Origin of the sequence: Ramlibacter ginsenosidimutans (assembly GCF_016654015.1) — a bacterium.
Taxonomy (GTDB): Bacteria; Pseudomonadota; Gammaproteobacteria; order Burkholderiales; family Burkholderiaceae_C; genus Ramlibacter; species Ramlibacter ginsenosidimutans.
Genome location: NZ_JAEPWM010000009.1, coordinates 204,881 through 228,660, shown reverse-complemented (window position 1 = coordinate 228,660; position 23,780 = coordinate 204,881). Strand labels below are relative to the sequence as shown.

Annotated in this window: 29 protein-coding genes and 1 pseudogene; 13 read left to right on the top strand and 17 right to left on the bottom strand. The window is 69.5% G+C overall.

The annotated features are described in order from the left end of the window. Positions 1 to 103: pseudogene (locus JJB11_RS26145) on the top strand (IS110 family transposase); the annotation flags it as partial. 481 nt (positions 104 to 584) lie between these two features. Here JJB11_RS26145 and JJB11_RS20015 read toward each other — a convergent pair. After that, a complete protein-coding gene (locus tag JJB11_RS20015; RefSeq protein WP_201175606.1) occupies positions 585 to 1,919 on the bottom strand; it encodes an N-acetylmuramoyl-L-alanine amidase in 1,335 nt (444 codons plus the stop codon). Then, positions 1,916 to 2,407: a tRNA (adenosine(37)-N6)-threonylcarbamoyltransferase complex ATPase subunit type 1 TsaE gene (tsaE, locus tag JJB11_RS20010; RefSeq protein WP_377371251.1), complete on the bottom strand. Its 492-nt coding sequence runs from the start codon at positions 2,405 to 2,407 to the stop codon at positions 1,916 to 1,918. Before tsaE ends, JJB11_RS20015 begins: the two co-directional genes overlap by 4 nt. A 27-nt stretch (positions 2,408 to 2,434) precedes the next feature. On the opposite strand from tsaE, the gene queG reads away from it, so the two are divergent. Beyond that, positions 2,435 to 3,478, top strand: a complete 1,044-nt coding sequence (queG, locus tag JJB11_RS20005) for a tRNA epoxyqueuosine(34) reductase QueG (RefSeq protein WP_201175589.1) — start codon at positions 2,435 to 2,437, stop codon at positions 3,476 to 3,478. A 119-nt stretch (positions 3,479 to 3,597) separates the two neighbouring features. On the opposite strand, the gene JJB11_RS20000 is transcribed toward queG, so the two are convergent. Further along, positions 3,598 to 4,512, bottom strand: a complete 915-nt coding sequence (locus JJB11_RS20000; RefSeq protein ID WP_201175583.1) for an AEC family transporter — start codon at positions 4,510 to 4,512, stop codon at positions 3,598 to 3,600. A gap of 77 nt (positions 4,513 to 4,589) precedes the next feature. On the opposite strand from JJB11_RS20000, the gene JJB11_RS19995 reads away from it, so the two are divergent. Genes JJB11_RS19995 through JJB11_RS19985 form a run of 3 tightly spaced genes read left to right on the top strand, consistent with a single transcriptional unit; the run spans position 4,590 to position 7,542 of the window. Continuing rightward, a complete protein-coding gene (locus tag JJB11_RS19995) occupies positions 4,590 to 5,564 on the top strand; it encodes a tripartite tricarboxylate transporter substrate binding protein BugE (RefSeq protein WP_201175581.1) in 975 nt (324 codons plus the stop codon). A gap of 38 nt (positions 5,565 to 5,602) precedes the next feature. Then, a complete protein-coding gene (xerD, locus tag JJB11_RS19990) occupies positions 5,603 to 6,547 on the top strand; it encodes a site-specific tyrosine recombinase XerD (RefSeq protein WP_201175641.1) in 945 nt (314 codons plus the stop codon). A 14-nt stretch (positions 6,548 to 6,561) separates the two neighbouring features. Next, complete coding sequence (locus tag JJB11_RS19985; RefSeq protein WP_201175579.1) at positions 6,562 to 7,542, top strand: Bug family tripartite tricarboxylate transporter substrate binding protein; 981 nt, start codon at positions 6,562 to 6,564, stop codon at positions 7,540 to 7,542. 177 nt (positions 7,543 to 7,719) lie between these two features. Here JJB11_RS19985 and JJB11_RS19980 read toward each other — a convergent pair whose 3' ends face one another. The 7 genes from JJB11_RS19980 to JJB11_RS19950 are packed head-to-tail and all read right to left on the bottom strand — an operon-like array spanning position 7,720 to position 14,309. Then, complete coding sequence (locus JJB11_RS19980; protein WP_201175577.1) at positions 7,720 to 9,018, bottom strand: SAM-dependent methyltransferase; 1,299 nt, start codon at positions 9,016 to 9,018, stop codon at positions 7,720 to 7,722. After that, positions 9,015 to 9,794 (bottom strand): DUF1365 domain-containing protein, encoded by a 780-nt coding sequence (locus JJB11_RS19975; RefSeq protein ID WP_201175576.1) that lies wholly within the window; start codon positions 9,792 to 9,794, stop codon positions 9,015 to 9,017. Before JJB11_RS19975 ends, JJB11_RS19980 begins: the two co-directional genes overlap by 4 nt. After that, positions 9,763 to 11,040, bottom strand: coding sequence for an NAD(P)/FAD-dependent oxidoreductase (locus JJB11_RS19970; protein WP_201175574.1), 1,278 nt, complete (start codon positions 11,038 to 11,040; stop codon positions 9,763 to 9,765). The genes JJB11_RS19975 and JJB11_RS19970 overlap by 32 nt, the downstream gene beginning before the upstream one ends. Then, positions 11,037 to 11,939 carry an acyl-CoA desaturase gene (locus JJB11_RS19965; protein WP_201175559.1) on the bottom strand — a complete coding sequence of 301 codons (903 nt, stop codon included), beginning with the start codon at positions 11,937 to 11,939 and terminating at the stop codon, positions 11,037 to 11,039. The genes JJB11_RS19970 and JJB11_RS19965 overlap by 4 nt, the downstream gene beginning before the upstream one ends. Then, positions 11,936 to 12,715 (bottom strand): DUF1295 domain-containing protein, encoded by a 780-nt coding sequence (locus JJB11_RS19960; RefSeq protein WP_201175557.1) that lies wholly within the window; start codon positions 12,713 to 12,715, stop codon positions 11,936 to 11,938. The genes JJB11_RS19965 and JJB11_RS19960 overlap by 4 nt, the downstream gene beginning before the upstream one ends. Continuing rightward, positions 12,712 to 13,269 (bottom strand): DUF2878 family protein, encoded by a 558-nt coding sequence (locus JJB11_RS19955; RefSeq protein WP_201175555.1) that lies wholly within the window; start codon positions 13,267 to 13,269, stop codon positions 12,712 to 12,714. Before JJB11_RS19955 ends, JJB11_RS19960 begins: the two co-directional genes overlap by 4 nt. Then, positions 13,266 to 14,309, bottom strand: a complete 1,044-nt coding sequence (locus JJB11_RS19950; protein WP_201964964.1) for a class I SAM-dependent methyltransferase — start codon at positions 14,307 to 14,309, stop codon at positions 13,266 to 13,268. Before JJB11_RS19950 ends, JJB11_RS19955 begins: the two co-directional genes overlap by 4 nt. A gap of 443 nt (positions 14,310 to 14,752) precedes the next feature. On the opposite strand from JJB11_RS19950, the gene JJB11_RS19945 reads away from it, so the two are divergent. Next, entirely contained in the window at positions 14,753 to 15,319 is a 567-nt protein-coding gene (locus JJB11_RS19945) for a sigma-70 family RNA polymerase sigma factor (RefSeq protein WP_201964963.1), read from the top strand. Beyond that, positions 15,316 to 15,981: a ChrR family anti-sigma-E factor gene (locus JJB11_RS19940; RefSeq protein WP_201964962.1), complete on the top strand. Its 666-nt coding sequence runs from the start codon at positions 15,316 to 15,318 to the stop codon at positions 15,979 to 15,981. Before JJB11_RS19945 ends, JJB11_RS19940 begins: the two co-directional genes overlap by 4 nt. Here JJB11_RS19940 and JJB11_RS19935 read toward each other — a convergent pair. From JJB11_RS19935 to JJB11_RS19920, 4 genes are read right to left on the bottom strand one after another with little or no spacing between them, the layout of a single operon-like run. Continuing rightward, positions 15,956 to 16,354 (bottom strand): DUF2177 family protein, encoded by a 399-nt coding sequence (locus JJB11_RS19935; RefSeq protein WP_201175548.1) that lies wholly within the window; start codon positions 16,352 to 16,354, stop codon positions 15,956 to 15,958. The genes JJB11_RS19940 and JJB11_RS19935 overlap by 26 nt on opposite strands. Positions 16,355 to 16,363: 9 nt before the next feature. Next, on the bottom strand, positions 16,364 to 16,957 hold the full coding sequence (locus tag JJB11_RS19930; protein WP_201175546.1) for a DUF6134 family protein: 594 nt from the start codon (positions 16,955 to 16,957) through the stop codon (positions 16,364 to 16,366). A gap of 49 nt (positions 16,958 to 17,006) precedes the next feature. Further along, the gene (locus JJB11_RS19925; RefSeq protein WP_207190079.1) at positions 17,007 to 17,276 is read right to left on the bottom strand and encodes a DUF2158 domain-containing protein; all 270 of its coding nucleotides are present in this window, start codon (positions 17,274 to 17,276) and stop codon (positions 17,007 to 17,009) included. After that, on the bottom strand, positions 17,277 to 17,465 hold the full coding sequence (locus JJB11_RS19920; protein WP_201175542.1) for a hypothetical protein: 189 nt from the start codon (positions 17,463 to 17,465) through the stop codon (positions 17,277 to 17,279). Positions 17,466 to 17,644: 179 nt separating this feature from the next. Here JJB11_RS19920 and JJB11_RS19915 point away from each other — a divergent pair, with 179 nt between their 5' ends. Both JJB11_RS19915 and JJB11_RS19910 read left to right on the top strand, forming a co-directional pair. Next, positions 17,645 to 18,133 (top strand): GAF domain-containing protein, encoded by a 489-nt coding sequence (locus JJB11_RS19915; protein ID WP_201175535.1) that lies wholly within the window; start codon positions 17,645 to 17,647, stop codon positions 18,131 to 18,133. A gap of 666 nt (positions 18,134 to 18,799) precedes the next feature. Next, positions 18,800 to 19,180 (top strand): hypothetical protein, encoded by a 381-nt coding sequence (locus JJB11_RS19910; protein WP_201175533.1) that lies wholly within the window; start codon positions 18,800 to 18,802, stop codon positions 19,178 to 19,180. Between the two features lie 210 nt (positions 19,181 to 19,390). Here JJB11_RS19910 and JJB11_RS19905 read toward each other — a convergent pair whose 3' ends face one another. After that, the gene (locus JJB11_RS19905; protein WP_201175530.1) at positions 19,391 to 20,185 is read right to left on the bottom strand and encodes a ferritin-like domain-containing protein; all 795 of its coding nucleotides are present in this window, start codon (positions 20,183 to 20,185) and stop codon (positions 19,391 to 19,393) included. 37 nt (positions 20,186 to 20,222) lie between these two features. Between JJB11_RS19905 and JJB11_RS19900 the strand changes: the two genes are divergently transcribed. From JJB11_RS19900 to JJB11_RS19885, 4 genes are all read left to right on the top strand, one after another. Beyond that, a complete protein-coding gene (locus tag JJB11_RS19900; RefSeq protein WP_201175528.1) occupies positions 20,223 to 20,747 on the top strand; it encodes a gamma carbonic anhydrase family protein in 525 nt (174 codons plus the stop codon). Further along, positions 20,747 to 21,715, top strand: a complete 969-nt coding sequence (hslO, locus tag JJB11_RS19895; protein WP_201175526.1) for an Hsp33 family molecular chaperone HslO — start codon at positions 20,747 to 20,749, stop codon at positions 21,713 to 21,715. Before JJB11_RS19900 ends, hslO begins: the two co-directional genes overlap by 1 nt. A gap of 63 nt (positions 21,716 to 21,778) precedes the next feature. Next, positions 21,779 to 22,708, top strand: a complete 930-nt coding sequence (locus tag JJB11_RS19890) for a MerR family transcriptional regulator (RefSeq protein ID WP_201175524.1) — start codon at positions 21,779 to 21,781, stop codon at positions 22,706 to 22,708. Between the two features lie 107 nt (positions 22,709 to 22,815). Beyond that, positions 22,816 to 23,052, top strand: coding sequence for a hypothetical protein (locus JJB11_RS19885; RefSeq protein WP_201175522.1), 237 nt, complete (start codon positions 22,816 to 22,818; stop codon positions 23,050 to 23,052). A gap of 25 nt (positions 23,053 to 23,077) precedes the next feature. Here JJB11_RS19885 and JJB11_RS19880 read toward each other — a convergent pair whose 3' ends face one another. Together JJB11_RS19880 and JJB11_RS19875 are read right to left on the bottom strand one after the other, a co-directional pair. Further along, complete coding sequence (locus tag JJB11_RS19880; protein ID WP_201175520.1) at positions 23,078 to 23,506, bottom strand: P-loop NTPase family protein; 429 nt, start codon at positions 23,504 to 23,506, stop codon at positions 23,078 to 23,080. After that, positions 23,503 to 23,778 carry a septum formation initiator family protein gene (locus JJB11_RS19875; RefSeq protein WP_201175518.1) on the bottom strand — a complete coding sequence of 92 codons (276 nt, stop codon included), beginning with the start codon at positions 23,776 to 23,778 and terminating at the stop codon, positions 23,503 to 23,505. The genes JJB11_RS19880 and JJB11_RS19875 overlap by 4 nt, the downstream gene beginning before the upstream one ends. Between the last annotated feature and the right edge of the window lie 2 nt (positions 23,779 to 23,780).

Below are 23,780 nucleotides of genomic sequence, written 5' to 3'. Positions count from 1 at the left end.
AAAGAAGCTCGTTCTCGGAGCTCTGATGCGCAAGCTGGTGGCGATCGCCTACGGAGTGTTGAAATCCGGACTTCCATTCAATCCGGCACTCCACTCCGCTTGACGGAGAACACAGTATCTACGGGGCGCGTCGCGGCGGTTAACGACACGAAGCCCGTGAGTCCTCCCCGCAGGGGCTCGACTGTCCATCGTCGCGGCAGGCGGTGCGGTGCAGGCCCGCATGAAGGGCATCGCCTGGAAGCCGGTCCGGGCGGCGGAGCGCGGCTACGAGAGCGTCAGCGTATCGAGCCGCGCGTACGTTTCATGCTACCGCGGCACTTGTCCGAGCAGAGAGTTTGGCCGCGCAGCGGGCAAACTCTCTGCGAGTTGTGCCGCGCGACGCCGCCCGGACCGGTTTCCAGGGGAGTCGGCGCGCGCAGCCGCCGACCGATGCCCAGCGGGCCTGCACCGCACGCCGCCTGCCGCGACGTCCACTGGCCTTCGCAGAGCGCACGTCTTCCTGCTTCCGTGAAATCGGCGAAGAAAAAAACAAAGGGCCGGGACCGAAGAGTCCCGACCCTGATGGTTCCCGATCGCTCCAATCTTCAGAGCGGACGGCTGCGCGCGAGCGGCGGGTTGCGCGCGAAGTAGCGGTCGATGCCGCGCACGAGGGCGTCGGCGAGCTGCTCCTGGTAGTCGCCGGTGCGCAGCTTCGCTTCTTCCTCGGGGTTGGAGATGAACGCGGTCTCCACCAGTACGCTGGGAATGTCCGGCGCCTTGAGCACCGCGAAGCCGGCCTGTTCGACCATGCCCTTGTGCAGCCTGCCCACGCTGCCCATCTCGCCGAGCAGCGCGCCGCCGAGCTTGAGGCTGTCGTTGATCTGCGCGGTGGTGCTCATGTCCAGCAGCGCGCGCGCGACGTGCACGTCCTGCGCCTTGATGTTGAGGCCGCCGATCAGGTCCGCCTTGTTCTCCTTGTCGGCCATCCAGCGCGCCGCCGTGCTCGAGGCGCCGCTCTGGCTCAGCGCGAACACGCTCGCGCCGCGTGCCGTGGGCGTCATGAACGCATCGGCATGCACGCTCATGAACAGGTCGGCCTGCACGCGCCGCGCCTTGTCCACGCGCACGTGCAGCGGCACGAAGTAGTCGGCGTCGCGCGTGAGGTAGGCGCGCATCGGGCTGCCCTTGATGCTGGTCGCGTTGATGCGCTCGCGCAGCAGGTGCGCGATCTGCAGCACGACGTCCTTCTCGCGCGTGCCCGCCGGGCCGATGGCGCCCGGGTCTTCGCCGCCGTGGCCCGGATCGATCGCGACGATGATCAGGCGATCGGTCTTGGCGAGAGCGAGCGCGGGCGGGGGCACTTCGGCGGCACGCATCCGGCCGCCAGGCGGCGCGAGCGGCGGCGGCCGCTTCATCTGCTGCGCGATGAGCTCACCGAGCGGGTCCACCGCCGGAGTGGCCGGGGGTGCGGGCGGCAGCGCCGGTCCCGCGTCCTTCAGGCGCTCGGCGATCAGCGCCTCCAGCGGGTCCACCGGCTTGGGCGGGTAGAAGTCCACGACCAGCCGGTTGCGGTACGCGGCCACCGGCGGCAACTGGAACATCTGGGGCAGCGCGGGCTGCTTCAGGTCCACCTGCAGGCGCACGGTGTCGGCCGAGTGCTGCAGGATGCGGATCGCGCCGATGTAGGGGTCGTCGGCCTTCACCTTGGCGACCAGGTCGCGCAAGGTGGGGTCGAGCCGCAGTCCGTCGATGTCCACCACCAGGCCTTGCGCCGTGGTGTGCATGCGGCTGGCGAGCAGGCCGTCGGACTCGATGGTCAGGCGCGTGTACTCGGGCGCGGGCCACAGCCGCACCGCGACCACGGTCGCGCCGAGAGCGATCTCGCGCACGCCGAGCAGCAGCACGACGCTGCCGGATTGCAAAAGGGTGCGGCGCTTCATGCGAGCAGCTCCCGGCCCCGCGCGGTGTGGGCCAGCAGCCGAACGTGCCGGCGCTCCTGCTCGTCGACCGCGATGTGGATGTCGAGGTCCGCCACGGGCAGCAGGCCCGCGGCTTTCTCCGGCCACTCGGCGATCTTGAGCCCCTCGCTGGCGAACAGGTCGCGCAGTCCCGCGTCCTCCCACTCCTTCGGGTCGTCGAACCGGTAGAAGTCGAAGTGCCACGCCGCGAGGCTCGGCAGTTCGTAGGGCTCCACCAGCGCGTAGGTGGGCGACTTGATGCGGCCTTGCGCGCCCAGCGCACGCAGCAGGTGGCGCACCAGCGTGGTCTTGCCGGCGCCCAGGTCGCCGTGCAGCGCGATGAAGGCGTCGACTATCGCGGCGTGCCCGGCCAGGCGTTCGGCGAACGCACGCGTGTCCTCTTCGCCCTGCCAGGTGAGGGGCGACGGTGCCGTTCCTACAATCGGCGCGTGGTGTTCGACGGTGCTCAGGGTGATGGTCCTTTGGCGCTCGCGCAATTGCGGGAGTGGGCGCGCGCGCTTGGATTCTCCCAAATTGGCGTGGCAGGTGTCGATCTCTCGACAGCCGAACCGGGTCTTGTCGCCTGGCTTGCCAACGGTTTCCATGGCGAAATGGACTACATGCAGTCCCATGGCGTGCGCCGGGCGCGCCCCGCCGAACTGGTGCCGGGCACGACCTCCGTGATTACCGCACGCATGGACTACCTGCCGGCCACACCCGAAGGCTGGCAAGCGATCGAGTTCGACCGGCTGCAGCATCCCACGGAAGGCATCGTTTCGCTTTACGCACGCGGCCGGGATTACCACAAGGTGCTGCGCGCCCGGCTGCAGAAGCTCGCGGAGCGGATCGCGCAGGCGATCGGGCCCTTCGGGCACCGGGTCTTCACCGACTCCGCGCCTGTGCTGGAGGTGGAGCTCGCGGCGCGCAGCGGCCAGGGCTGGCGCGGACGGCACACCCTGGTGCTGAACCGCGAGGGCGGCTCGATGTTCTTCCTGGGCGAGATCTACGTGGACCTCGCGCTGCCGCCGACCGAGCCCGTCGCCGACCACTGCGGCAGCTGCCACGCCTGCCTGGATGTCTGCCCGACGGCTGCGATCGTGGCGCCGTACCGGCTCGATGCGCGCCGCTGCATCTCCTATCTCACCATCGAGCACCCCGGCCCGATCCCGCTGGAACTGCGTCCCCTCATGGGCAATCGCATCTACGGCTGCGACGACTGCCAGCTCATCTGCCCCTGGAACAAGTTCGCGCAGGCGGCGCTGCTGCCCGACTTCGCGCCCCGCGCCGGCCTGGTCGGGCAGGACCTGGTCACGCTGTTCGCCTGGAGCGAAGAGGAGTTCCTGCGCTTCACCGAGGGCAGCCCGATCCGCCGCATCGGGCACGCGCGCTGGCTGCGCAACATCGCGGTCGCGCTGGGCAACGCGCTGCGCCGGCAGGACGACCCCGCGATCCGCGCCGCCCTGGAGGCCCGCCGCGACCATCCCCTGGAGCTGGTACGCGAGCACGTGGCCTGGGCGCTGGAGGCCAGCGCCCGACAGTGAATCGGGTTCAGCTCGCCGTGTGCGAGTTCGTCCCGGCCAACCTCAGCAGCGATGTCACTGATCGGCGACTCTGCCGGCACGCCTTGCAAGTGCTCGCTGGCGTCCCGGCACGCCTTGGCTCAGGCAATGCGCGCCAGCAGTCCCAGTGCGAACGGCAGGCTCGCGAGTCCCAGCAGCGTCGAGACGGTCACGAGCCCCGCGACGAAGGCGCCGTCGTAGCCCATGCGCGAAGCCAGCACGTAGCAGCTGGAGGCGGTGGGCAGGGCGGAGAAGGCGAGCAGGACGGCCGCCTGGGAGGCGTCGAGGTGGAACGCGAGGGCGAGCGCGGCGGCCAGCAGCGGCTGCAGCAGGTGGCGGATGGCCAGCAGCCCCACGCCCAAGGCCTTGTGCTGGGCCAGGTGCGCTAGGCGCATGCCGGCGCCGGCGACCATCAGGCCCAGCGGAATCGAGGCGCCGCCCACGCGCGCAAGGCTGGGCTCCAGCCAGGGCGGCACGCGAAGGCCCGCGAAGTTGGCCGCGAGGCCGGCCGCCGTAGCCAGGATCAGGGGGTTGCGCAGCAGCGCCCGCGCGAAGCCCGCGCGCGAATGCCGCGCCATGGGCCACACCGCCGCGACGTTGAACAGGGGCACGCACACGCCGATCAGCACCGCGATGAACAGCAGTCCGCGGGCGCCGGCGAGCCGCTCCGACAGCGCCAGCGCGATGAAGGAGTTGAAGCGGAATGCGACCTGCGCTGCGCTCGCGTGGGCTCGCGCGTCGATGCGCCGCGCGAGTCCCGGCAGGTGCGGCAGGGCGTAGGCCATGGCGATGCCGCCCACTCCCAGCAGCAGGCCCGCGGCCATCAGGCTGGAGGTGGCGCGCAGCTCCAGCGGGCTGCGCACGATGGAGTGGAACAGCAGCACGGGAAACAGGAAGAAGTACACCAGGCGCTCCACCGGCTCCCACACGGCGCGGTCCAGGGCGGTGTAGCGGCACACGAGGGATCCGCACAGGATCAAGGCGAAGTCGGGCAGCAGCAGCTGGAAGAAGTTCACGCGGGGCAGGATAGCGGAAGGCCCGCCCGATTCCGTTTAGGATGGATGGTTTTGAACCCACACATCGAGGAATCCGCATGAACCGACGTGACTGGCTGGCTGGCGCTTCCGGCGCCCTGGCCCTCGCCTCCGCCCCCGCCTTCGCGCAATCGGGCTATCCCAACAGGACCATCCGCCTGATCATCCCGTTCGCCCCGGGCGGCACCACCGACATCGTCGGCCGGGTGATCTCCGAGCCGATGACGCGCATCCTCGGCCAGACGGTGCTGGTCGACAACCGCGCCGGCGGCGGCGGCATCGTGGGCGCGGCGGAACTCGCGCGCGCGGCGGCGGACGGCTACACCCTGGGCATCGCGACGGTGTCCACGACAGCCACCAACCCGGCGATCAACCCCAAGACGCCGTACAACCCGCTCACCGACTTCACGCCCATCATCAACCTCGCGGCCACGCCCAACGTGATCGCCGTGAACCCCAACTTCCCCGCGAAGGACTACAAGGCCTTCCTGGACGTGCTGAAGAAGAACCCGGGCAAGTTTTCCTATGCCTCCTCCGGCACCGGCGGCATCGGCCACCTGCTGATGGAGCTGTTCAAGAGCATGTCCGGCACGCACGTCACGCACATCCCGTACCGCGGTGCCGGTCCGGCGCTCACGGACACCGTCAGCGGCCAGGTCAACATGATCTTCGACAACCTGCCCTCGGCGCTGCCCTTCATCAAGGAAGGCAAGCTGGTGCCCATCGTGGTCTCGGCGCCGAAGCGCCTGGCCGAACTGCCCAACGTGCCGACCTTCAAGGAAGTGGGCCTGGAGCCGGTGAACCGCCTGGCCTACTACGGCATCGAAGGACCGAAGAACCTGCCCAAGGAGATCGTGGCCCGCATCCACGATGCCGCGAGCAAGGCCTTGCAGGAGCCCTCCGTGCGCAAGCGCATCGAGGAAACCGGCTCCATCATCATCAGCAACACGCCGGAGCAGTTCACGGAGCAGATCCGCAATGAGTACGCCGTGTACAAGAAGGTCGTCGACACGGCGCACCTGAAGCTGGACTGATGCCTGCGCGTCCCCGCGCCCGCGGGGACGCGCCTGCCATGAGCCCGCCGGGCCGGCCCAAGGGCGAATACCGCAGTGCGCAGCACGAAGGTACTCCAGTGACCACCGAAGCGATCGACACCTTCATCGACGCCCTCTGGCTCGAGGAGGGCCTGTCGCGCAACACCCTGGCGGCGTACCGGCGTGACCTGCAGCTCTATGCGCGCTGGCTGGCACAGCGGGGCCTGCAGCTGCCCGCCACGGGCGAGGCCGACCTGCAGGCCTACTTCGCCGTCCGCCATGCCGACACCAAGGCGACCTCGGCCAACCGGCGCCTCACCGTCTTCAAGCGGTACTTCCGCTGGGCGCTGCGCGAGCGGCTGATCACCGCCGACCCGACGCTGCGCCTGCAGTCGGCCAAGCAGCCGCTGCGCGTGCCCAAGACGCTCACCGAAGCGCAGGTCGAGTCGCTGCTGGCCGCGCCGGACGTGGAGACGCCGCTTGGCCTGCGGGACCGCACCATGCTGGAAGTCATGTACGCGAGCGGCCTGCGCGTGAGCGAGCTGGTGAACCTGAAGACCTACAACGTCGGCATGAACGAGGGCGTGCTGCGGGTCATGGGCAAGGGCAGCAAGGAGCGCCTGGTGCCCTTCGGGCAGGTGGCACGCGACTGGATCGTGCGCTATCTCGCCGAGGCCCGCGCGGTCATCCTCGCCGGCCAGCAGAGCGAGGACCTGTTCGTCACCGCGCGCGGCCACGGCATGACGCGCGCCATGTTCTGGGTCATCGTGAAGAAGCACGCGCGCACCGCCGGCATCCACGCGCCGCTGTCCCCGCACACCCTGCGGCATGCCTTCGCCACGCATCTGCTGAACCACGGCGCCGACCTGCGTGCGGTCCAGATGCTGCTGGGGCACGCCGACATTTCCACCACCACCATCTACACCCACATCGCCCGCGAGCGGCTGAAGGTGCTGCATGCGCAGCACCATCCGCGCGGGTGAGGATGTCCCCTCACATGCCTCCCGTTTCCTCGCGCCTTTCGCGCCGGGCGCTGCTTGCGTCCGGCGCCGCGCTGGCCCTCGCCGCCCGCGCGCAGTCCTGGCCCACGCGGCCCATCCGCGTGATCGTTCCCTATCCGCCCGGCGGCGTCAGCGACCTGGTCGCGCGCGCCGTCGGCGAGAAGCTCGCCACCGCGCTCGGCCAGCCTGTGATCGTCGACAACAAGGCGGGCGCGAGCGGCACCATCGGCATGGACGCGCTCGCCAAGGCCGCGCCCGACGGGCACACGCTGGCCTTCTCGGCCATCAGCCCGCTCACGCTCAGTCCCTTCGTCGCCAAGGTGCCCTACGACGCGGAGCACGACTTCACCCCGGTCGCGAGCGCGATGGTCTCGCCGGTGCTGCTGCTGGCCACCAGCGCGTGCAGCGCCAGGGACTTCCGCGACCTGCTCACGCAGGCACGCGAACACCCCGGTGCGATCCGCTGGGCGACCTCGGGCCAGGCTTCGCTGGGCCACCTGATGCTGGAGCAGTTGCAGTCCGGGGCGAAGGTGCGCATGACGCACATCCCGTACAAGGGCGGCGGCCAGCAGATCACGGACGCCTTGAGCGGGCAGTTCGAGGTGCTCTCGGTGAACGCCTCGCCGGCGCTGAACGCGCACATCCAGGCCGGCAAGCTGCGCGCGCTCGCCGTCGGCGCGCCGCACCGGCTCGACACGCTGCCGGGCGTGCCCACGCTCGCGGAGCTGGGCTACCCGGCCGCCAACCTGTCCTCGCAGTTCGGCTTCTTCGCGCCTGCGAAGCTGCCCGCAACTATCCTGGAGCGCCTGAACGCGGAGATCGAGAAGGCCTTGCAGGCGCCGGACGTGCGCAAGCGGCTGGTGGCGAGCGAGAACCAGCCCACCGGCGGCAGCGCAAGCGACTTCGCCCGCACCGTCGCGGCGGAGGCGCAGTCCACGGCGCAGATCGTGCGCGCGGTGGGCATCAAGGCCGACTAGGAACCGTGGCGGCAAGGGCAGCCCTCGCGGGCCGCTGGTGTGCCCGGCTTCGTAGGCTGGCGGTGAGCCGCAGGCGAACCCCAGCTTGCTGCGCGACGCTGGATCGCTGGGGTTCGCTCTCGCTCACCCCAGCCTACGGACGGCGGGCGTGAGGGAAGAGGAGCGCTGCCGCGCCGCTCAGACCCGCGGCGTCGGGGCCACCGCGCGGCTCGCGTCCTGCAGCACGAACTGCACGTCGCCCAGCGCCCGCTCGGCGAAGCCGCCCTCGCAGTAGCTCAGGTAGAAGTCGAACATGCGCAGCAGCGCGTCGGGGTAGCCTCGCGCGCGCAGGGCGTCGGCATTGGCGAACAGGTTCTCGCGCCAGAGCGCCAGCGTGCGCGCGTAGTGCGGGCCGATGTCTTCCAGGTCCACCACGCGCAGCGCGGAGGCACGCGCGGCCGAGCTGACCAGTGCGCCGACCGAGGGGATGCAGCAGCCGGGAAAGATGTGGCGCTTGATGAAGTCCACCGAGTCGCGCGCCGCTTCGTACTGTGCGTCCGCGATCGTGATGGACTGCAGCACCATCGTGCCGCCGGGCGCCAGCAGCTCGCCGCAACGGCGGAAGAAGGCGTCGAAGTACTGGTGGCCCACGGCCTCGATCATCTCCACCGACACCAGCTTGTCGTAGCGGCCCTCCAGGTCGCGGTAGTCGCGCTCGAGCACGGTGATGCGGTCCTGCAAACCGGCCGCCCGCACGCGCTCGGTGGCCAGCGCATGCTGCTCGCGCGAGATGGTGGTGGTGGTCACGCGGCAGCCGTAGCGGCTCGCGGCATGGATCGCCAGCGCGCCCCAGCCGGTGCCGATCTCCAGCAGGTGGTCGCCGGGCTGCAGGTCCAGCTTGCAGCACAGGCGATCCAGCTTGGCGATCTGCGCCTGCTGCAGGTCCATGTCGGCCCGTTCGAAGAACGCGCACGAATACATCATGGACGGATCGAGCATGCGTTCGAAGAAATCGTTGCCGATGTCGTAGTGCGCCGCGATGTTGCGGCGGCTGCCCGTGCGCGTGTTGCGGGCGGTGGCGTGGAGCAGGCGGCGTGCGATTTCGGACAGGCGCGAGAAGCCGCTGTCCAGGCCCTCGAGCACCTCGCGGTTGACCAGAAGGATGCGCACCAGGGCCGTGAGGTCGTCGGTCCACCAGTCGCCGGCCATAAAGGACTCGCCCGCGCCCACCGAGCCGCCGAACGCGACTTCGGCGAAGAAGCGGCGGTCGCGCACGTGCACCGTGCAGTGCAGGGCGCAGCGCTCGCTGGCGCGGCCGAAGGTCTCGTGCCGGCCGCCTTCGACCAGCGTGACCTGTCCGTGCTGCAGCAGGGCGAGACGCGAGCGCAGCACGCGCGCGGCAAAGCCCTCCATCGCGCGCTCGATCGGATTGGCGCTTGCGGCGGAGGTGCGGAGGGCGCCCACGCGGTGGGCCAGGGTGGGAGTGGCGGTTTTCATGCGTCGGGTTTGCTGGCCAGGGGCGGCACGGTGGGATGGTCGTGGACGGGTACGCGCTTGAGCCAGAGCTTGAGCGCCTGCCAATGGATGCCCGCGATCACCTGCGCGGTCATGAAGGGGAAGCGCAGCAGCGTCCAGGCGAGCGAGGCGGCGCGGATCGGGACACGCTGCAGCGCCAGGTGCGCGTGGAACACGGGCAGCCGCCCGCCGTCCTGCGGCAGCAGCGCCATGGCGATGGCGAGGTCGTCACCGGGCACGCCGAAGCGCCACACGTAATCGAGCTGCATCGGATGGAAAGGCGAGACGTGCATCGCCTTCGCGCTGCGCGCCTGCAGCCAGCGTCCACCGGTCGCCGCCGGCTGCAGCACGTAGCAGTGCCGCTCGCCCCAGGGCGTGTTGTTCACTTCGGCGACCACGGCCTGCACGGCGCGGTCCTGCGCGTCGTAGCAGTAGTAGAAGCTCACCGGGTTGAACAGGTAGCCGAACCAGCGCAGGTGCGTCAGCAGGCGGATAGCACCGGCCGGCCGCGTGCCGGTGCGCTCGGCGACCAGCCGGCGCACGCTCTCGTCCAGCGGCAGCGACGGGTCGCCCAGGTGGTCGCGCCGTTCGAAGCGCACCAGCGCCGCGCGCCGCGTGGACCACAGCCAGCGGCCGCGGAACACCTCGTCGAGCTCGCCCAGGTCCAGCCACGCCATGAACAGCCCGTAGCGGAATGCATGGGGCCGCGGCTGGTGCCGGCGGTGGCTAAGCCACCCGCAGTACAGGGCGCTCTTCATCTTGCGTGGCCTCGAAGCGGCGCAGCGCGGCCAGCGCGCTCACCACCCCGTCTTCGTGGAAACCCCAGCGCCACCAGGCGCCGCAGTAATGCGTGCGGCGCACGCCGCTGATCTCGTGGTGCCGCTGCTGCGCCGCCACGCCTTCGGGCGTGAAGAGCGGATGGTCGTACTCGAGGCGGCGGATCACCTTGCTCGGAGCTATGTGTTCGGTGGCGTTCAGGGTCACGCAGAAGGTATGGCGCGATTGCAGTCCCTGCAGGATGTTCATGTTGTACGTCAGCGCGGCGCCTGCGCGCGCGCCCGGCAGCACATGGTAGTTCCAGGCCGCCCAGGCGCGGCGCGCGCGCGGCAGCAGCGAGGTGTCGGTGTGCAGCACCGCCTCGTTCGGCTGGCAGGGCAGGGCGGCGAGGATCTCGCGCTCCTGCTGCGAGGGATCCAGCAGCATGCGCAGCGCCTGGTCCGCGTGGCAGGCGAGGAACACGTGGTCGAAGCGCTCGCCGGGGCGACCGCGCGCCTTGACCAGCACGCCATCGTGGAAGCGCAGCACCTGCTCCACCGGCGAGCGCAGCAGGATGCGGTCGCGAAACGGCGCCACCAGCCGCTCCACGTAGCGGGCCGAGCCGCCACGCACGACGCGCCACACCGGCCGGTCGTTCACCGACAGCATGCCGTGGTTGTGCAGGAAGCGCACGAAGAACTGCGCCGGGAAGCCGAGCATGCGCACCGGATCCGTGGACCAGATCGCCGCGCCCATGGGAACGAGGTAGTCGTCGATGAAGCCGCGGCCGTGCCGGTGCTCGGCGAGGTACTCGCCCAGCGTCATGCGCGGCGCGTCGCGCGCGAGCAGCGCGGGCGCCTCGCGGTGGAAGCGCAGGATCTCCAGCACCATGCGGTGGAAGTCCGGCCGCAGCAGGTTGCGCCGCTGGGCGAAGAGGCCGTTGATCGAGGTGCCGTTGTATTCGAGCCCCGAGCGCGTGTTGCGCACGGAGAAGCTCATCGCGCTTTCCTGACCCTGCACCCCCAGCTCCTGGAGCAGGGCGATGAAGTTCGGGTAGGTGCGGTCGTTGTAGACGATGAAGCCCGTGTCGATCTCGTGCGTCTCGCCGCCGAGCGCGATGCTGTGCGTGTGCGTGTGGCCGCCGACGTGGTCGCCCGCCTCGAACACCGTGATGGCGTGGCCGGCCTCGTGCAGGCGGCGGGCGACGACGTTGCCGGCGATGCCCGCGCCGACGATCGCGATCTTCATGCTTGCTCCTTGCGCATGCCGGCATCCCGCACCGCGAGCGGCACGGGACGCAGGTCGTGGACGATGCCCACCTTCTCCAGCAGCTTCAGCCCCCACCAGGTGAGGTCGATCTCCCACCAGAAGAAGCCTTGCCGGGCGGCGGCAGGATAGTGGTGGTGGTTGTTGTGCCAGCCCTCGCCGAAGGTGAGCAGGGCGAGCCAGAAGTTGTTGCGCGATGCGTCGCGCGTGGCATAGCGGCGCGAGCCGATGCGGTGCGCCAGCGAGTTGATGCTGAAGGTCGCGTGGTACACCAGCACCGTGGAGATGCAGAAGCCCCACACGAGCAGCTGCAGCCCGCCTGCGAGGTACAGCCCGACGGCCAAGGCCAGCGGCACCAGCGCATCGAAGCGGTCGAGGAAGCGCAGCTCGGGGTAGCGCGCGAACGACTTGACCAGCTCCAGCCGCGGGCGGAAGTTGCCGCGCGCCATGAACCAGCCGAAGTGGCTCCACGCGAGGCCGTGACGCAAGGCGGAATGGCTGTCCTGCGGCTGGTCCGAGTGCACGTGGTGATGGCGGTGGTGCGAGGCCCACCACAGCGGGCCCCGCTGCGCGGCCGACGCGCCGAGCAGCGCGAACACGAACTGCGTCGGGCGCCCCGCGCGGAAGGCGCAATGGGAGAAGTAGCGGTGGTAGAACGCCGTGATCGCAAACATGCGCAGCACATACAGCGCGATGCACACGGCGACGGCAACGCGGCTCGTCCCCACCCACGGCAGCAGCAGGCAGCCGGCGTGGATCGCGAGGAAGGGAACCTGGCGCAGCCACTCGATGCGGCGCGAGTCGCTCGTGGGCGAGACAGTGGCCTGGCTGTCGAACCAGGCGGCCACCAGCACGGCGGCGCGGGCGAGGCTCCGGTTCATGCCCGTGGCCTCCCCGGAACGAAGGCGTTGGTGCGCCGGATATAGGCGGCATAGGACGGCCGGCGCTGCCCGATGTCCTGCTCGAGCAGGCTCACGCCCGAGACGCGCAGCAGCAGCACGGTCATGAGCAGCGGCGACACGACGGTCCACCACGCGCCCGCGGCGGCGGCCACGAGCCACAGCCCCCACCACAGCACGCACTCGCCGAAGTAGTTGGGATGGCGCGAGTAGCGCCACAGGCCCCAGTCCAGCACGCGGCCGGCCTGCGCCGGGTTGGACTTGAAGCGCGCGAGCTGCGCGTCAGCCACGGCCTCGAAGGCGAAGCCCACCGCGAACACGGCGACGGCGATCGCATCGAGCGCGTTCCAGGGCAGCGGACTCGCGACGGCAGCGGCCAGCGGCAAGGCGACCACCGTGCCCAGCACGGCCTGCAATGCAAAGACGATGACCAGGCTCTTCACCGCGAAGTCCGGCCCATGGCGCTCGCGCATCGCGCCGTAGCGCCGGTCCTCGGGCTGGCCGCGGTGCCGCCACGCGATGTGGCCGGACAGCCGCAAGGCCCACAGCGAGCCCAGCGCCAGCACGAGTGCGGCACGCGGCCCGGTGGCAGGCAGCCAGGCGGCGGCGGCGAAGGCCGGCGTCATCACCAGCCAGCCCCAGGCGATGTCCACGATGCTCACGTCGCGCAGCGGCAGGCTGGCCAGCCACACGCAAGTGGCGAGTGCGAGCGCGGCGACCAGGCCGGCGAGGAGCGCGGGGAGGAGGGCGGCGGTCATGCCCTCGCCTCGTGATCGAACCGGCTCGCGAGCTGCACGAGCACCGGGGTCAGCACGGCCCAACCTTCTGCGAGCACCACCAGGGCGACCTGCACGTCCGGGAACACGCAAGCGCCCAGCCGGGCAGCGGCCAAGTAGGAGAGCGGCCCGCCGATGCCGCCGAAGCCGGCGGCCAGCAGGGGCCGCCCGTGCAGCCAGCGCAAGGGGCTGCGCAGCGTCGTCGCGAACAGCACCCACAGCGCCAGGATCCACGGCGGCGCCCAAGCGGCCGACCAGCCTGACGCGGCGTAGGCGATCAGGCCGCCCTGGACCATCGCCGTGTCCCAGACCAACCCAACCCCCAGAGCCACCGCGACCAGGCGCAGGTCCGCGCTGCGATGGTCGCTCCAGGCAAAGTGCAGCACGACGGCGGCCAGGACGCTGGCGCACGCGGCGAGCGCTTCGCCGCGCGCGGCGAAATGCACGCAGGCGAACCACGCCGCCTGGAAAGCCGCGAAGTTGACCAGCAGGCGCAGTGCCGGCGCGCGCACGAGGCCGAGCGTGAGGCGGTTCACGAACGTGGCTCGAACAGGTAGTGGCCGACCCACCATTGCTGGCCGCGCTGGTAGCCGAAGGTCTCGGCGCACGAGAGGAAGAACAGCCGCCAGCGCGTCCACCACAGGGCTGCCTGCCCCGCGCCGTAGGTGCGCTCCAGCACGGGCCAGACTTCCGTGCGGCGCGTATCCATGTTCGCCAGCCAGGCTTCGGCGGTGCGCGCGTAGTGGGTGCCGTCCCAGCGCCAGCGCGCCACCAGCGCGAGGTCGTCCTGGAAGCGCAGCGCGAGGTCGTCGCTGGGCATCATGCCGCCCGAGAAGAAGTAGCGCGACATCCAGTCGCCGGCGTCGCGCTCCTCGAAGGCATAGGGCGACGCGCGATGCACGAACACGTGCATGAAGAAGCGGCCGCCCGGCTCCAGCCAGGAAGCGACGCGGCGGAACATCTCGGGCCAGTTGCGCAGGTGCTCGAACATCTCCACCGACACCACGCGATCGAAGCGCGCCTGCGGATGGAAGTGCGTGACGTCGCCGGTGACGACGGTGATGTTGCGCAGCCCGCGCCGCAGGGCCTCCGACTCGATCCACTCGCGTTGCGGCCGCGAGTTGGACAAGGCGGTGATGCTGCTGGCGGGATAGCGTTCGGCCATCCACAGCGTGAGCGAGCCCCAGCCGCAGCCGAGCTCCAGGATCTGCTGGCCGTCCGCCAGGAAGGCGCGTTCGCAGGTGGCCTGCAGCGCGGCATCCTCGGCCTGCGCCAGCGTCGTGACGCCGGGGCCCCACCAGGCGGAGCTGTACTTGCGCCGAGGACCGAGCACCTGCGCGAAGAACTCGGGCGGCACTTCGTAGTGCTGCTCGTTGGCCTTGTGCGGCAGCAGGGCGATCGGCGCCCGGCGCATGCCGGCGACGAAGGATTCGGCCGCCTGCGCCCCCTCCTCGGCGCTGCGCGCGTGGATCTCGGACAGGCGCTCCTGCAGCAGCCGGCGGATGCCGCTGCGCACCAGCAGGTCGGGCACCACGCCCCGTTCGGTAAAGGCGATCGCCAGGTCGGACACGCTCACTGCATCTCTCCATCGCGGCCGCGCTTCCTGCGACCCGCCACTCATACGCGGCTGGGCTTCGTTTGGATCACTCGTGGCCGTTGGAAGGGCAAAGGTGAATGCGGACAGGTGAACGCAGAGGGCGCAAAGGTTTCGCAGAGGACGCAGAGAAGACAGACGAAGAGGTTTCTTTGCCCATCTTTGGGGATCCAGGCTTGTAGCTCCCTGACCCCTTCCTTCCATGGCTGTTCTTTTGCGTCCTCTGCGAAACCTTTGCGTCCTCTGCGTTCCGGCTGTCCGCTCCCGCTCCGCCCCCGCTTTCGGGTTGTGATCCAATCGCCTCCGCACCGCGTACACACGGCATGAACGTGCTCCCGCATCCGTCCCGGGTCGAGGCCGGCCGGCCTGCCCGGGCCCGTACGCCCAGCGTGGCCGTGGTGCCACCCCTGAGGACACCCGCATCGATGCCCAGCCCTGAAGAGTTCAATGCCTGGATGGCGGCCGTCGCGCAGGCAGGGGACCGGCAGGCGTTCGCCGCGCTGTTCAAGCATTTCGCGCCGCGCATCAAGTCCTTCCTGATGCGCGCGGGCACGGCCCCGGAGCTCGCCGAAGAGCTGGCGCAGGAGACCATGGTGCAGCTGTGGCGCCGGGCCTCGACCTTCGACCCGGCGCGCGCCTCGCTCTCGACCTGGCTCTACACCATCGCGCGCAACCTGCGCATCGACCACTTCCGCCGCACCGGCGGCGACCCCTGCGAGGGCGAAGAGCCCTGGGACGCCGACCAGCAACCGGCCGACGCGCACCTGCCGCCCGAAGACCTGCTGCTCGCCACCCAGCGCGAGCAGGGCGTCCGGCGCGCCATGGCGCAGTTGCCGCCGGAACAATCGCTGGTGCTGCAGCTCTCCTTCTTCGAGGAGCGGCCGCACGCGATCATCGCGCGCGACCTGGGCATCCCGCTCGGCACCGTGAAATCGCGCATCCGCCTGGCCGTCGCCCAGTTGCGGCTCAAACTGGACGCCTTCGGATCATGATCAACCACCATCCCACCGACGATTTCCTGCTGGCGCTCGCGGCCGGGCGGCTCGCCGCCGGCCCCGCGCTGCTCGTCTCGGTGCACCTCGAAAGCTGCGTCGCCTGCCGCGAACGCCTGCACGCGCTGCAGGCCGTGGGCGGAGCGCTGCTGGAGCAGGCCGCCCCCGAACTGCTGGCCCCCGAAGCGCTGGCCCGAACGCTGGAGCGCATCGACATGCCGGCGCCTGCGGCGCCTGCGGCGCCCGTGGCAGCCGCCACCGCTACTCCCCGGCCCTCCCTTCCCGCCGGAACGTCCTGGCCCGCAAGCCTGCGCGGCTGCGCCATCTCGGACTGGCACTGGATGGGCCCCGGCATGCGCTACGCGCGCATCGCCTTGCCGCAGGAAAAGGACGGCACGCTGTGGGCGCTGCAGATCGCCCCCGGCCGCAGCCTGGCGCGCCACACGCACACCGGGCTCGAGCTCACGCAGGTGCTGCGCGGCGCCTTCGATGACGGCCGTTCCGTCTTCGGTCCCGGCGACTTCGACGCGACGGACTCCGACGTGCGCCACCAGCCGGTGGTGCAGGAGGGAACGCAGTGCGTGTGCCTCGCCTATGTCGAAGGCAACCTGCGCTTCGAAGGCCGGATCGCCGGCCTCATCGGCGGCTGGATCGGGATGTGATGCGCTGCGCGATCGCGGCGGCCACGGCCGTCGCGAATGTGCCCCAGGCCAGGTCGGCGAACGTGATGTGCCACGGCCAGCCGACCAGCGTCGCCTGGTTCGTGAGGTCGTAGGTGCCGTAGGCCACCAGCCCGAACAGCGCTCCGCGCCAGAGCGCCTCGCGAGTGCTGGCCGCGGCGCGCACGGCGAACACGAGCACGCCCGTGAAGTACAGCAGGTAGAACGCGCCCGCCGCCGGCAGGTCGAAGTCCGGTCGCATGATCGAGCCGAGCGCAGGCCGGTACAGCCGCTGCGCCATGAGGGTCAGCCACACGGCGTCGAGCGCCAGGAAGGGCAGGGCGATGGCGAGCCAGCAGGCCACGAAGCGTTTCATCGGCGTCTTTCAGCGGAGTCGGTAGGAGAGGCGGCGCTGGCCGCGCACGAATGTGTCGAGGCCGATCCACGTGTCGCCGTCGTACCAGACGTCGATCGGCTGCGGCAGGCCCGCGATGCGCAGCCCGCGAGCGGCCACCGGCGCGCCGCGCACGGTGATCGTGGTCGGAGGCAAGGCGGTGACCTGCACGGGCCGCAGCTTGCCCGTGCCGGCGTCGAACAACTGCTCTTGCGAGGCGATCGCGGGATTCCAGTACGCGAAGCTCATGGTGCAGGGCGCCGGCGGGAAGGACTGGCTCACCTCGGTGTCGCTGCCGTTGTCGTCGGTGCTGGCCTGCACGGATGCGAGGCAGTCGCCGCGCCAGCGCTCGCGCGCCTCGTGGCGATAACGGTAGGCGGTCCATCCGAGCAGCTTCACCTGGAAGGCCGCCTCGATCTCCACGGTGCGATCGCGCGTGCCGCCGACCACGAAGCGATGCTCTCCGATAGGCTGGCCATCGAGCAGCACGGTGAAATCCCATTGCGCGGCGGAGGCGCCAGCGCTGGCGCCGGCAGTGCACGCGACCAGGAAGGCGGCAAGAGGCTGGCGCAGGGGCGTCGTCATGCCCCTTGTACGCAGCCCGCGGCGAATTGGATCTCGAGGGCGATGCCGCTCAGCAGAGGGTGACGATGGAATACCGACGGCTCAGGCGTTCGACAGCGCGCATCCACACGGGATAGGCATGTTCGACGAGCTGGAGCTGTCGAGGGGAGAATGTCCCCCTCCGATCGCGGCCCGCGGCATCCATCCACTTGCAAAGCAGGATCGGTTCGACGGCAAAGCAGACGACCATCACGGGGCCGCCGGTCTTCAAGCGCACGAGATCTCCCTCGCCAAAGCGCGGTACTGCTTCAGTCACGAGAGCATCCTGGACGCGGGCCATTCAGTCGCGTGGCTTGTCTTCTCTCGCGGGCACCAGGTTCTCCTTGCGAAAGGTGGAGTGCTGCAGGTTCGATGCGTCGTCTCCCCAAGTGCAGTAGCAAAGGTCCTGCGATACGGACAGAACGATCATGACCGGCCCCGTGCCCTTGTACTGAACCCTGTCCCCGGGCCTGATTTCGTTCGTCGTCACGAGGCGCGATTATCACTTGATGTGCGTCGCGGAACGAGAGGTGATGAAGAGTTACGAGATAAGAAGTTCGTTCTATGGGTGCGAACTCGAAGCAGGGGAATGGCATCTTGCAGGCCTTTCCCTTCGCGAACGGTTTTCCACCGCCGGCGCCGGGAACAAGGCGAAGGTCATAATGCGAGATGACAATGCGTTCGCACTCGGACAGTCTCCTTCCCCGGGAGACGGACCTTCAAGGGTTTGCCACAGCCCTTGAACGTGCCGGGCTGCGCGGAGCGCTCCTACTCCTCAACACGCGCACCTCACATCGCTACACCGGCGTGTTCCGTTTCGATGGAGACATGCTGCGCAACGTTGCGCTGGTGGACAAATGGGACGCCGTTGTCGAACAAGGAGACGATGTGCCACTTGCGGCGGCTTACTGCGCCCACCTCCACGCCACGGGCGAGCCCTTGGAGGTGGAGGACGTCGCCACGGATGCTCGCGTGCCCTGGATGTCCGCAAGCCCCATCGTTTCCTATTGCGGGGCAGTGATCCTCGATTTGCACGGGCAGCATTGGGGCGCCCTGTGCCACTTCGATGTGGCGCGGTGTGACTCCAAGAACAGCGACAAGCCTTTGCTCGTTGCTGCGGCAAGGATGATTTACCAGGACGCGGTTGCGGCTGCGTGACAAGCTTGTTTGGCGGTCACGCCGCCGATCAGCGTGGGAAGCTCGCTGATCCGATGTTCGTGCCGCCGGAGCTGCAAAGAGCCAGGGCAAGAAAGTACGACGCTGACGGTTGCGGCGACCTGATCATTGAGGTCTCGCAGCTGGCGGAGCACTTGAACGCATTTGCGACGAGCAGGTGCTGGTAGCTGGATCCATTCTTGGAGAGGCCGTGGACAGAGGTCGATTGGTACCATTGCAGGCCGAGAAGATGATGGTTGGCCTATCGGCCTACTCCGTCCCGCTGTACTACGTGGATCACAATGACCGGCTGCTGCCGTTTGGCACGGGATTCTTCGTGCTCGCTGAGGGCACGTACTTCCTCGTCAGCGCTGCGCATGTCTTAGACCGATACGCCGCTGGCATCTACTACTTCTCGTCTCCGACGACTCGGCGCAAGCTCGAAGGTGTCGGAGGAGCGTCAACCCCACGAGCGCCCACACGAGACGACGACCGCATCGATGTAGGCGTGATACGTCTCGCGGATGAAGGCGGGCCTCCGTACCCTCACGTCATCAACTTGGCTCATTTGATTTCGAGCTGCTTGCCTCGCGCGGGTCGAGACTACGTGATGATCGGCTAACAAAAAGTAAGAATCAAAAGTACAGCCACGCCGAGAAGACGGCGTTCGTGATTCCCAGCATCTTGACTGGCTGCCCTCCGGTGCCTGACGGCGACTATGAGAAGTTTGGCTTCAGCAGCGCCGACCATGTGCTCCTGCAGCAGGACTTGAGGCAAGGACGCGCATTTGATGGCCGCCCTAACGCTTTCCCCTGGCCCGAGGGGATGAGCGGATCGCCCGTGTACGCATGGCTTGGCGCAACGGAGAAGCAGACGCAGGGCTTCGTCGTTGTCGGCGTCTTCATTGAGTACCGGAAGGCAGGAAAGCTGTTCGTCGCTACTGACGTCGGCTGGGTCCTGCAGGCCATCAGCCAGCTCAACGAGGCCGCTAAGGCCAAGTGGCACAAGCCGCCCCGTGCTGATGATGGAGTGGGAGAACGGCCTGCGTAGGACAGCCCGTGAGAGGCGGGGAACGGCTGGAGAGCCGCTACCTACATCGCGCTTGAGGCGCGGCTCCCCGCGGAGGGCGAGCCCGGCAACTCGAAAGCGCCGAGGCTCCGACGCCTACCCACTCGCACAATGCCGCGGCCGTGGTCCTGCACCAAACCACCCGAGCGGGACGGTGCGGCCTTCGCGGGCCGACGAGGCGCAGGTGACCCGCTACGGGCCGGCCAGCCAGGCGAGCTCGGCCTCCGAAAAGCCAGCGCGGCGCCGCGCTTCGGTGTTGAACGGCGGATGCAGGCGCGGCGCAGCGTAACGCTCGACCAGCACGGCATAGTGCGCCACCGGGTCGAGCGCGTCGCGTTCGCACAGCACGCGGTACCAGTGGTTGCCGATCGCGACGTGCCCCACTTCGTCGCGCAGGATCACGTCCAGGATCTCGACGGCGCGCAGCGCCGCGGGCGTGCCGGCTTGCCGCAGCTTCTGCTGGATCAGCGGCGTCGCATCGAGCCCGCGCGCCTCCAGCGTGCGCGGGACGAGCGCCATGCGGGCGACGATGTCGCCGGCGGTCTTCTCGCACATGGACCAGAGCCCGTCGTGCGCCTCGAAGTCGCCATACGCATGGCCGAGCGTGGCGAGGTGATCGGCCAGCAGCGTGAAGTGGAAGGCCTCTTCGGCGGCGACGCGCAGCCAGTCCTCGTGGAAGGCGCGCGGCATGCCTTCGAAGCGCCACGCAGCGTCGAGCGCGAGGTTGATGGCGTTGAATTCGATGTGCGCGATCGCATGCAGCAGCGCCGCCAGCCCCTCGGGCCTGGCCGGCGAGCGGCGCGGCACGCGGGCCGGATGGACCAGGCGCGGCAGCACCGGGCGGCCGGGAAGCGAGGGCGGGCTGGCAGGCGCGGCAGGGGAGAGGGTGCACTGCGCGACCTGCTCGTGCAGCGCCCGCGCCAGCGCGACCTTCTCACGCGGCTCGGCCGCGCAGAGGGCCTGCAGAGCCTGGTGGCGAAGCTCCATCCCTACAATTGTAGTTTTTGCTCGAAAGACAACCGATATGGCGATCTACGAACTGGACGGCATGGCGCCCAAACTGGCGGAAGGCGCATGGGTCGCCGACAGCGCGGAAGTGATCGGGCAGGTGGAAATGGCCGAGAACGCGAGCGTGTGGTACGGCTGCGTGGTGCGCGGCGACACGGAGAAGATCCGCATCGGCAAGAACAGCAACGTGCAGGACCTGTCGGTGCTGCACGCGGACTTCGGCGTGCCGCTCACCATCGGCGACAACGTCACGGTCGGCCACCAGGTGATGCTGCATGGCTGCACGATCGGCGACGGTTCGCTGATCGGCATCCAGGCCGTGGTCCTCAACAACGCGAAGATCGGCAAGAACTCCATCGTCGGCGCCGGCAGCGTCGTCACCGAGGGCAAGGAGTTCCCCGACAACTCGCTGATCGTCGGCTCGCCCGCCAAGGCCATCCGGACGCTGGACGCGGAGCAGATCGCGAAATTCCAGACCATCCCGCAACACTACGTCGACAACGCGCTGCGCCACGGCAGGAAGATGAAGAAGATCGGTTGATGTCCGAACTCCACAAGTTCCTGTTCGACGGCTTGCCGGTGCGCGGGCAGATTGTCCGCCTCACCGATGCCTGGCAGGAGATCCAGGCGCGGCGGCGCGCCGACGACGCGCAGTCGCCATGGCCCTGGCCGGTGACCCGCATGCTCGGCGAAATGGCCGCCGCGGGCACGCTCATGCAGGCCAACATCAAGTTCAACGGCGCGCTCGTGATGCAGATCTTCGGCGAAGGGCCGGTGAAGGTCGCGGTCGCCGAGGTGCAGCACGACCTGTCGCTGCGCGTGACCGCCAAGGTGGTGGGCGAGGTCGCGCCCGATGCGCACCTGCAGCAGCTGGTGAACGCACATGGCCGGGGGCGTTGCGCGATCACGCTGGACCCCAAGGACCGCCTGCCCGGCCAGCAGCCCTACCAGGGCGTCGTGCCGCTGAATGCGAGCCTCGCCGGTGGCGGCCAGCCCGGCATGGCCGACGTGCTGGAGCACTACATGCGCCAGTCGGAACAGCTCGATACGCGCCTGGTGCTGGCGGCCGACCACCAGGTCGCCGCCGGGCTGCTGATCCAGCGCCTGCCCGCGGAAGGACAGGCCAACCTGGCGGGTGGACAGGCGATGGAGGCGGAAGAGCAGATGGAGCACTTCAACCGCATCGCGACGCTGGCGGGCAGCATCACGCCGGACGAACTGCTGCAGCTCGATGTCGAGACCGTGCTGCGGCGGCTGTTCTGGCAGGAGAAGATCCTGCGCTTCGACCCGCAGACCCCGCGCTTCGCCTGCACCTGCAGCCGCGAGCGCGTGAGCGGCATGATCCGCGGCCTGGGCGCCGAGGAAGCCGAGAGCATCATCGCCGAGCGGGGCGAGATCGACGTCGCCTGCGACTTCTGCGGCCAGCATTACCGCTTCGACGCCGTGGACGCGGCGCAGATCTTCATGGCGCCAGGCGACCAGCCGCCGACCTCGTCCGCGGTGCAGTAAGAAGCTGGCTCTACGGGACGTCCCCGGCCCAGCCGCAGTCCCGCAGAAGGCACAATCGGGTACATGTCTGCCCAGATCGAAACCCAGGAGGGCCTGCCCATCGCCTCGGTGGAGCAGGCGACGGGCATCGCGCGGGCGACCCTGCGCATCTGGGAGCGCCGCTACGGCTTTCCGCAACCCGGGCGCGACGTGCGCGGCGAACGCACTTACCCGGACGAGCAGGTGCGCAAGCTCCGGCTGATCGCCGACCTGATGGCGCAAGGCCACCGGCCCGGCCGGCTGGTGCAGCTGACCGCGCCGCAGCTGATGTCGCTCGCGGGCCCGGAAGCCAGTGCGGTTCCCGTTGCCGGCCGGGTGCCGATGCTGGACGACCCTATTCTGTCCGCGCTGCGCGAGCACGAGGCGAGCACGGTCGTGCGCCTGCTGGAAGAAGGCATTCGCCAGCGGGGCCTCGCCGGCTTCGTGGTGCAACACATGGCGCCGCTGAACGTCAAGGTGGGCCTGGCCTGGTCACGCGGGGAGATCGAGGTGTTCGAGGAGCACCTGTACACGGAATGCGTGCAGCACGTGGTGCGCGCGCACCTGGCGCGCCTGCCGCGGCCGTCCGCCGAGGCGCCGCGCGTGCTGCTCGCGACCTTCCCGGAGGAGTCGCACGGCCTGGGCCTGCTGATGGCGCAGGTGCTGCTGGCGATCGAGGGCTGCCCCTGCACCTCGCTGGGCGTGCGCGTGCCCGTGCAGCAGATCGTGAGCGCGAGCAAGGCCTTCCGCGCCGACATCGTGGGCCTCAGCTTCACCGCCAGCATGAATCCGGCGCACGTGTTGCGCGGACTCGAGCTGCTGCGCACCGGGCTCGCCCCGGAGGTGGAGCTGTGGGCGGGCGGGCGTTCGCAGGTGCTGGCGCGGCATCGCATCGCCGGCGTGCGCCCCATGCCGCAGATCGGCGACATCCCCGAGGCGGTCGCGCTCTGGCGCCAGCCCGGGGACGGCGTGTAGGCGGCTGCCTCGCCTCGCGTTCGCGCTGTCAGCGCAATCGCGGGTCCGCGCGTTGCGGCAGAGGCCCTTGAGGCCGACACCCAACGCACATCAGGAAATCACCAACCATGAACAAGCTCCTCGCCGCCCTGGCCGCCTCGCTGGCCGTTTCCTTCGCTGTCGCGCAGACGCCGGCCGCACCGGCCACCCCCGCCGCGCCGGCCACCGCGGGCGCCACCGCCGGCTCCACCGACACCGGTGCCGCTTCCACCGCCACCAAGAAGAAGACTTCCAGCTCGCACAAGAGCAGCAAGAAGTCCACGCACAAGACCTCGTCCAAGACCAAGAAGGCCGAGCGGAACTGAGATCCCCGCGCCGCGAGGCGCGCGGCTAGCCGCGCGCTTCGCGCAGCCGCGTGAACAGCCGGTGCTCGCAGTCCGGGTCGCTGCACTTCTCGCAGCTCCAGGTCCACGGCCGGCGTTCCTCCGCGCCATCGTCTTCGCGCTGGACGAGGCCGGCGGCCAGCACGCCGGCTGAAGCCAGCGCCTGCAGGGCCGAGCGCAAGCGCTCGGGCCCCGTTCCATACACGACGTGGAAGGCCACGCCCGCCGATTGCAGGCGGGTGCGGATGCTTGCGTCCTCGGCCTCCGCGCCGCGCGCCGAAGGCAGGTCGAGGCCTGCGAGCAGGACGACGTCGGCGCCGGCGTCGTCCTCGAGTACGGCGATGTCCAGGCCGCGGTCGCTGAAGAAGCGCGCGAGTTCGGCGACCAGGCTGCTCCTGCCCGTGCCGCCCGCCCCGACGACGGCGACGCGCGTCACTTCACGATCTGCACGAGCACTTCGTTGGGCTTGACCATGCCCAGCTCGCTGCGCGCCTTCTCCTCGACCATGTCCAGGCCTTCCTGCAGGTCGCGCACTTCCGCGGAGAGCTGCGCGTTCGCCTGCTGCGCGAGCGCGTTGTGCGCCTTCTGCTCGTCGAGCTTCTTCTGCAGGTGGGCGACGTCGCCGACGCTGCCGCGGCCCAGCCAGAGCTGGGCCTGCACCACGGCCAGCAGGCCGATCAGCAGTGCCGCGACGAGCCGGGAATCCACCG

Bases quoted from the DNA above. Each gene is read 5' to 3' on its own strand.
- JJB11_RS20015 (WP_201175606.1), bottom strand. From the start codon at position 1,919: ATGAAGCGCCGCACCCTTTTGCAATCCGGCAGCGTCGTGCTGCTGCTC.
- JJB11_RS19995 (WP_201175581.1), top strand. From the start codon at position 4,590: ATGAACCGACGTGACTGGCTGGCTGGCGCTTCCGGCGCCCTGGCCCTC.
- xerD (WP_201175641.1), top strand. From the start codon at position 5,603: ATGAGCCCGCCGGGCCGGCCCAAGGGCGAATACCGCAGTGCGCAGCAC.
- JJB11_RS19985 (WP_201175579.1), top strand. From the start codon at position 6,562: ATGCCTCCCGTTTCCTCGCGCCTTTCGCGCCGGGCGCTGCTTGCGTCC.
- JJB11_RS19980 (WP_201175577.1), bottom strand. From the start codon at position 9,018: ATGAAAACCGCCACTCCCACCCTGGCCCACCGCGTGGGCGCCCTCCGC.
- JJB11_RS19975 (WP_201175576.1), bottom strand. From the start codon at position 9,794: ATGAAGAGCGCCCTGTACTGCGGGTGGCTTAGCCACCGCCGGCACCAG.
- JJB11_RS19970 (WP_201175574.1), bottom strand. From the start codon at position 11,040: ATGAAGATCGCGATCGTCGGCGCGGGCATCGCCGGCAACGTCGTCGCC.
- JJB11_RS19965 (WP_201175559.1), bottom strand. From the start codon at position 11,939: ATGAACCGGAGCCTCGCCCGCGCCGCCGTGCTGGTGGCCGCCTGGTTC.
- JJB11_RS19960 (WP_201175557.1), bottom strand. From the start codon at position 12,715: ATGACCGCCGCCCTCCTCCCCGCGCTCCTCGCCGGCCTGGTCGCCGCG.
- JJB11_RS19945 (WP_201964963.1), top strand. From the start codon at position 14,753: ATGCCCAGCCCTGAAGAGTTCAATGCCTGGATGGCGGCCGTCGCGCAG.
- JJB11_RS19940 (WP_201964962.1), top strand. From the start codon at position 15,316: ATGATCAACCACCATCCCACCGACGATTTCCTGCTGGCGCTCGCGGCC.
- JJB11_RS19935 (WP_201175548.1), bottom strand. From the start codon at position 16,354: ATGAAACGCTTCGTGGCCTGCTGGCTCGCCATCGCCCTGCCCTTCCTG.
- JJB11_RS19930 (WP_201175546.1), bottom strand. From the start codon at position 16,957: ATGACGACGCCCCTGCGCCAGCCTCTTGCCGCCTTCCTGGTCGCGTGC.
- JJB11_RS19925 (WP_207190079.1), bottom strand. From the start codon at position 17,276: ATGGCCCGCGTCCAGGATGCTCTCGTGACTGAAGCAGTACCGCGCTTT.
- JJB11_RS19915 (WP_201175535.1), top strand. From the start codon at position 17,645: ATGACAATGCGTTCGCACTCGGACAGTCTCCTTCCCCGGGAGACGGAC.
- JJB11_RS19905 (WP_201175530.1), bottom strand. From the start codon at position 20,185: ATGGAGCTTCGCCACCAGGCTCTGCAGGCCCTCTGCGCGGCCGAGCCG.
- JJB11_RS19900 (WP_201175528.1), top strand. From the start codon at position 20,223: ATGGCGATCTACGAACTGGACGGCATGGCGCCCAAACTGGCGGAAGGC.
- hslO (WP_201175526.1), top strand. From the start codon at position 20,747: ATGTCCGAACTCCACAAGTTCCTGTTCGACGGCTTGCCGGTGCGCGGG.
- JJB11_RS19890 (WP_201175524.1), top strand. From the start codon at position 21,779: ATGTCTGCCCAGATCGAAACCCAGGAGGGCCTGCCCATCGCCTCGGTG.
- JJB11_RS19885 (WP_201175522.1), top strand. From the start codon at position 22,816: ATGAACAAGCTCCTCGCCGCCCTGGCCGCCTCGCTGGCCGTTTCCTTC.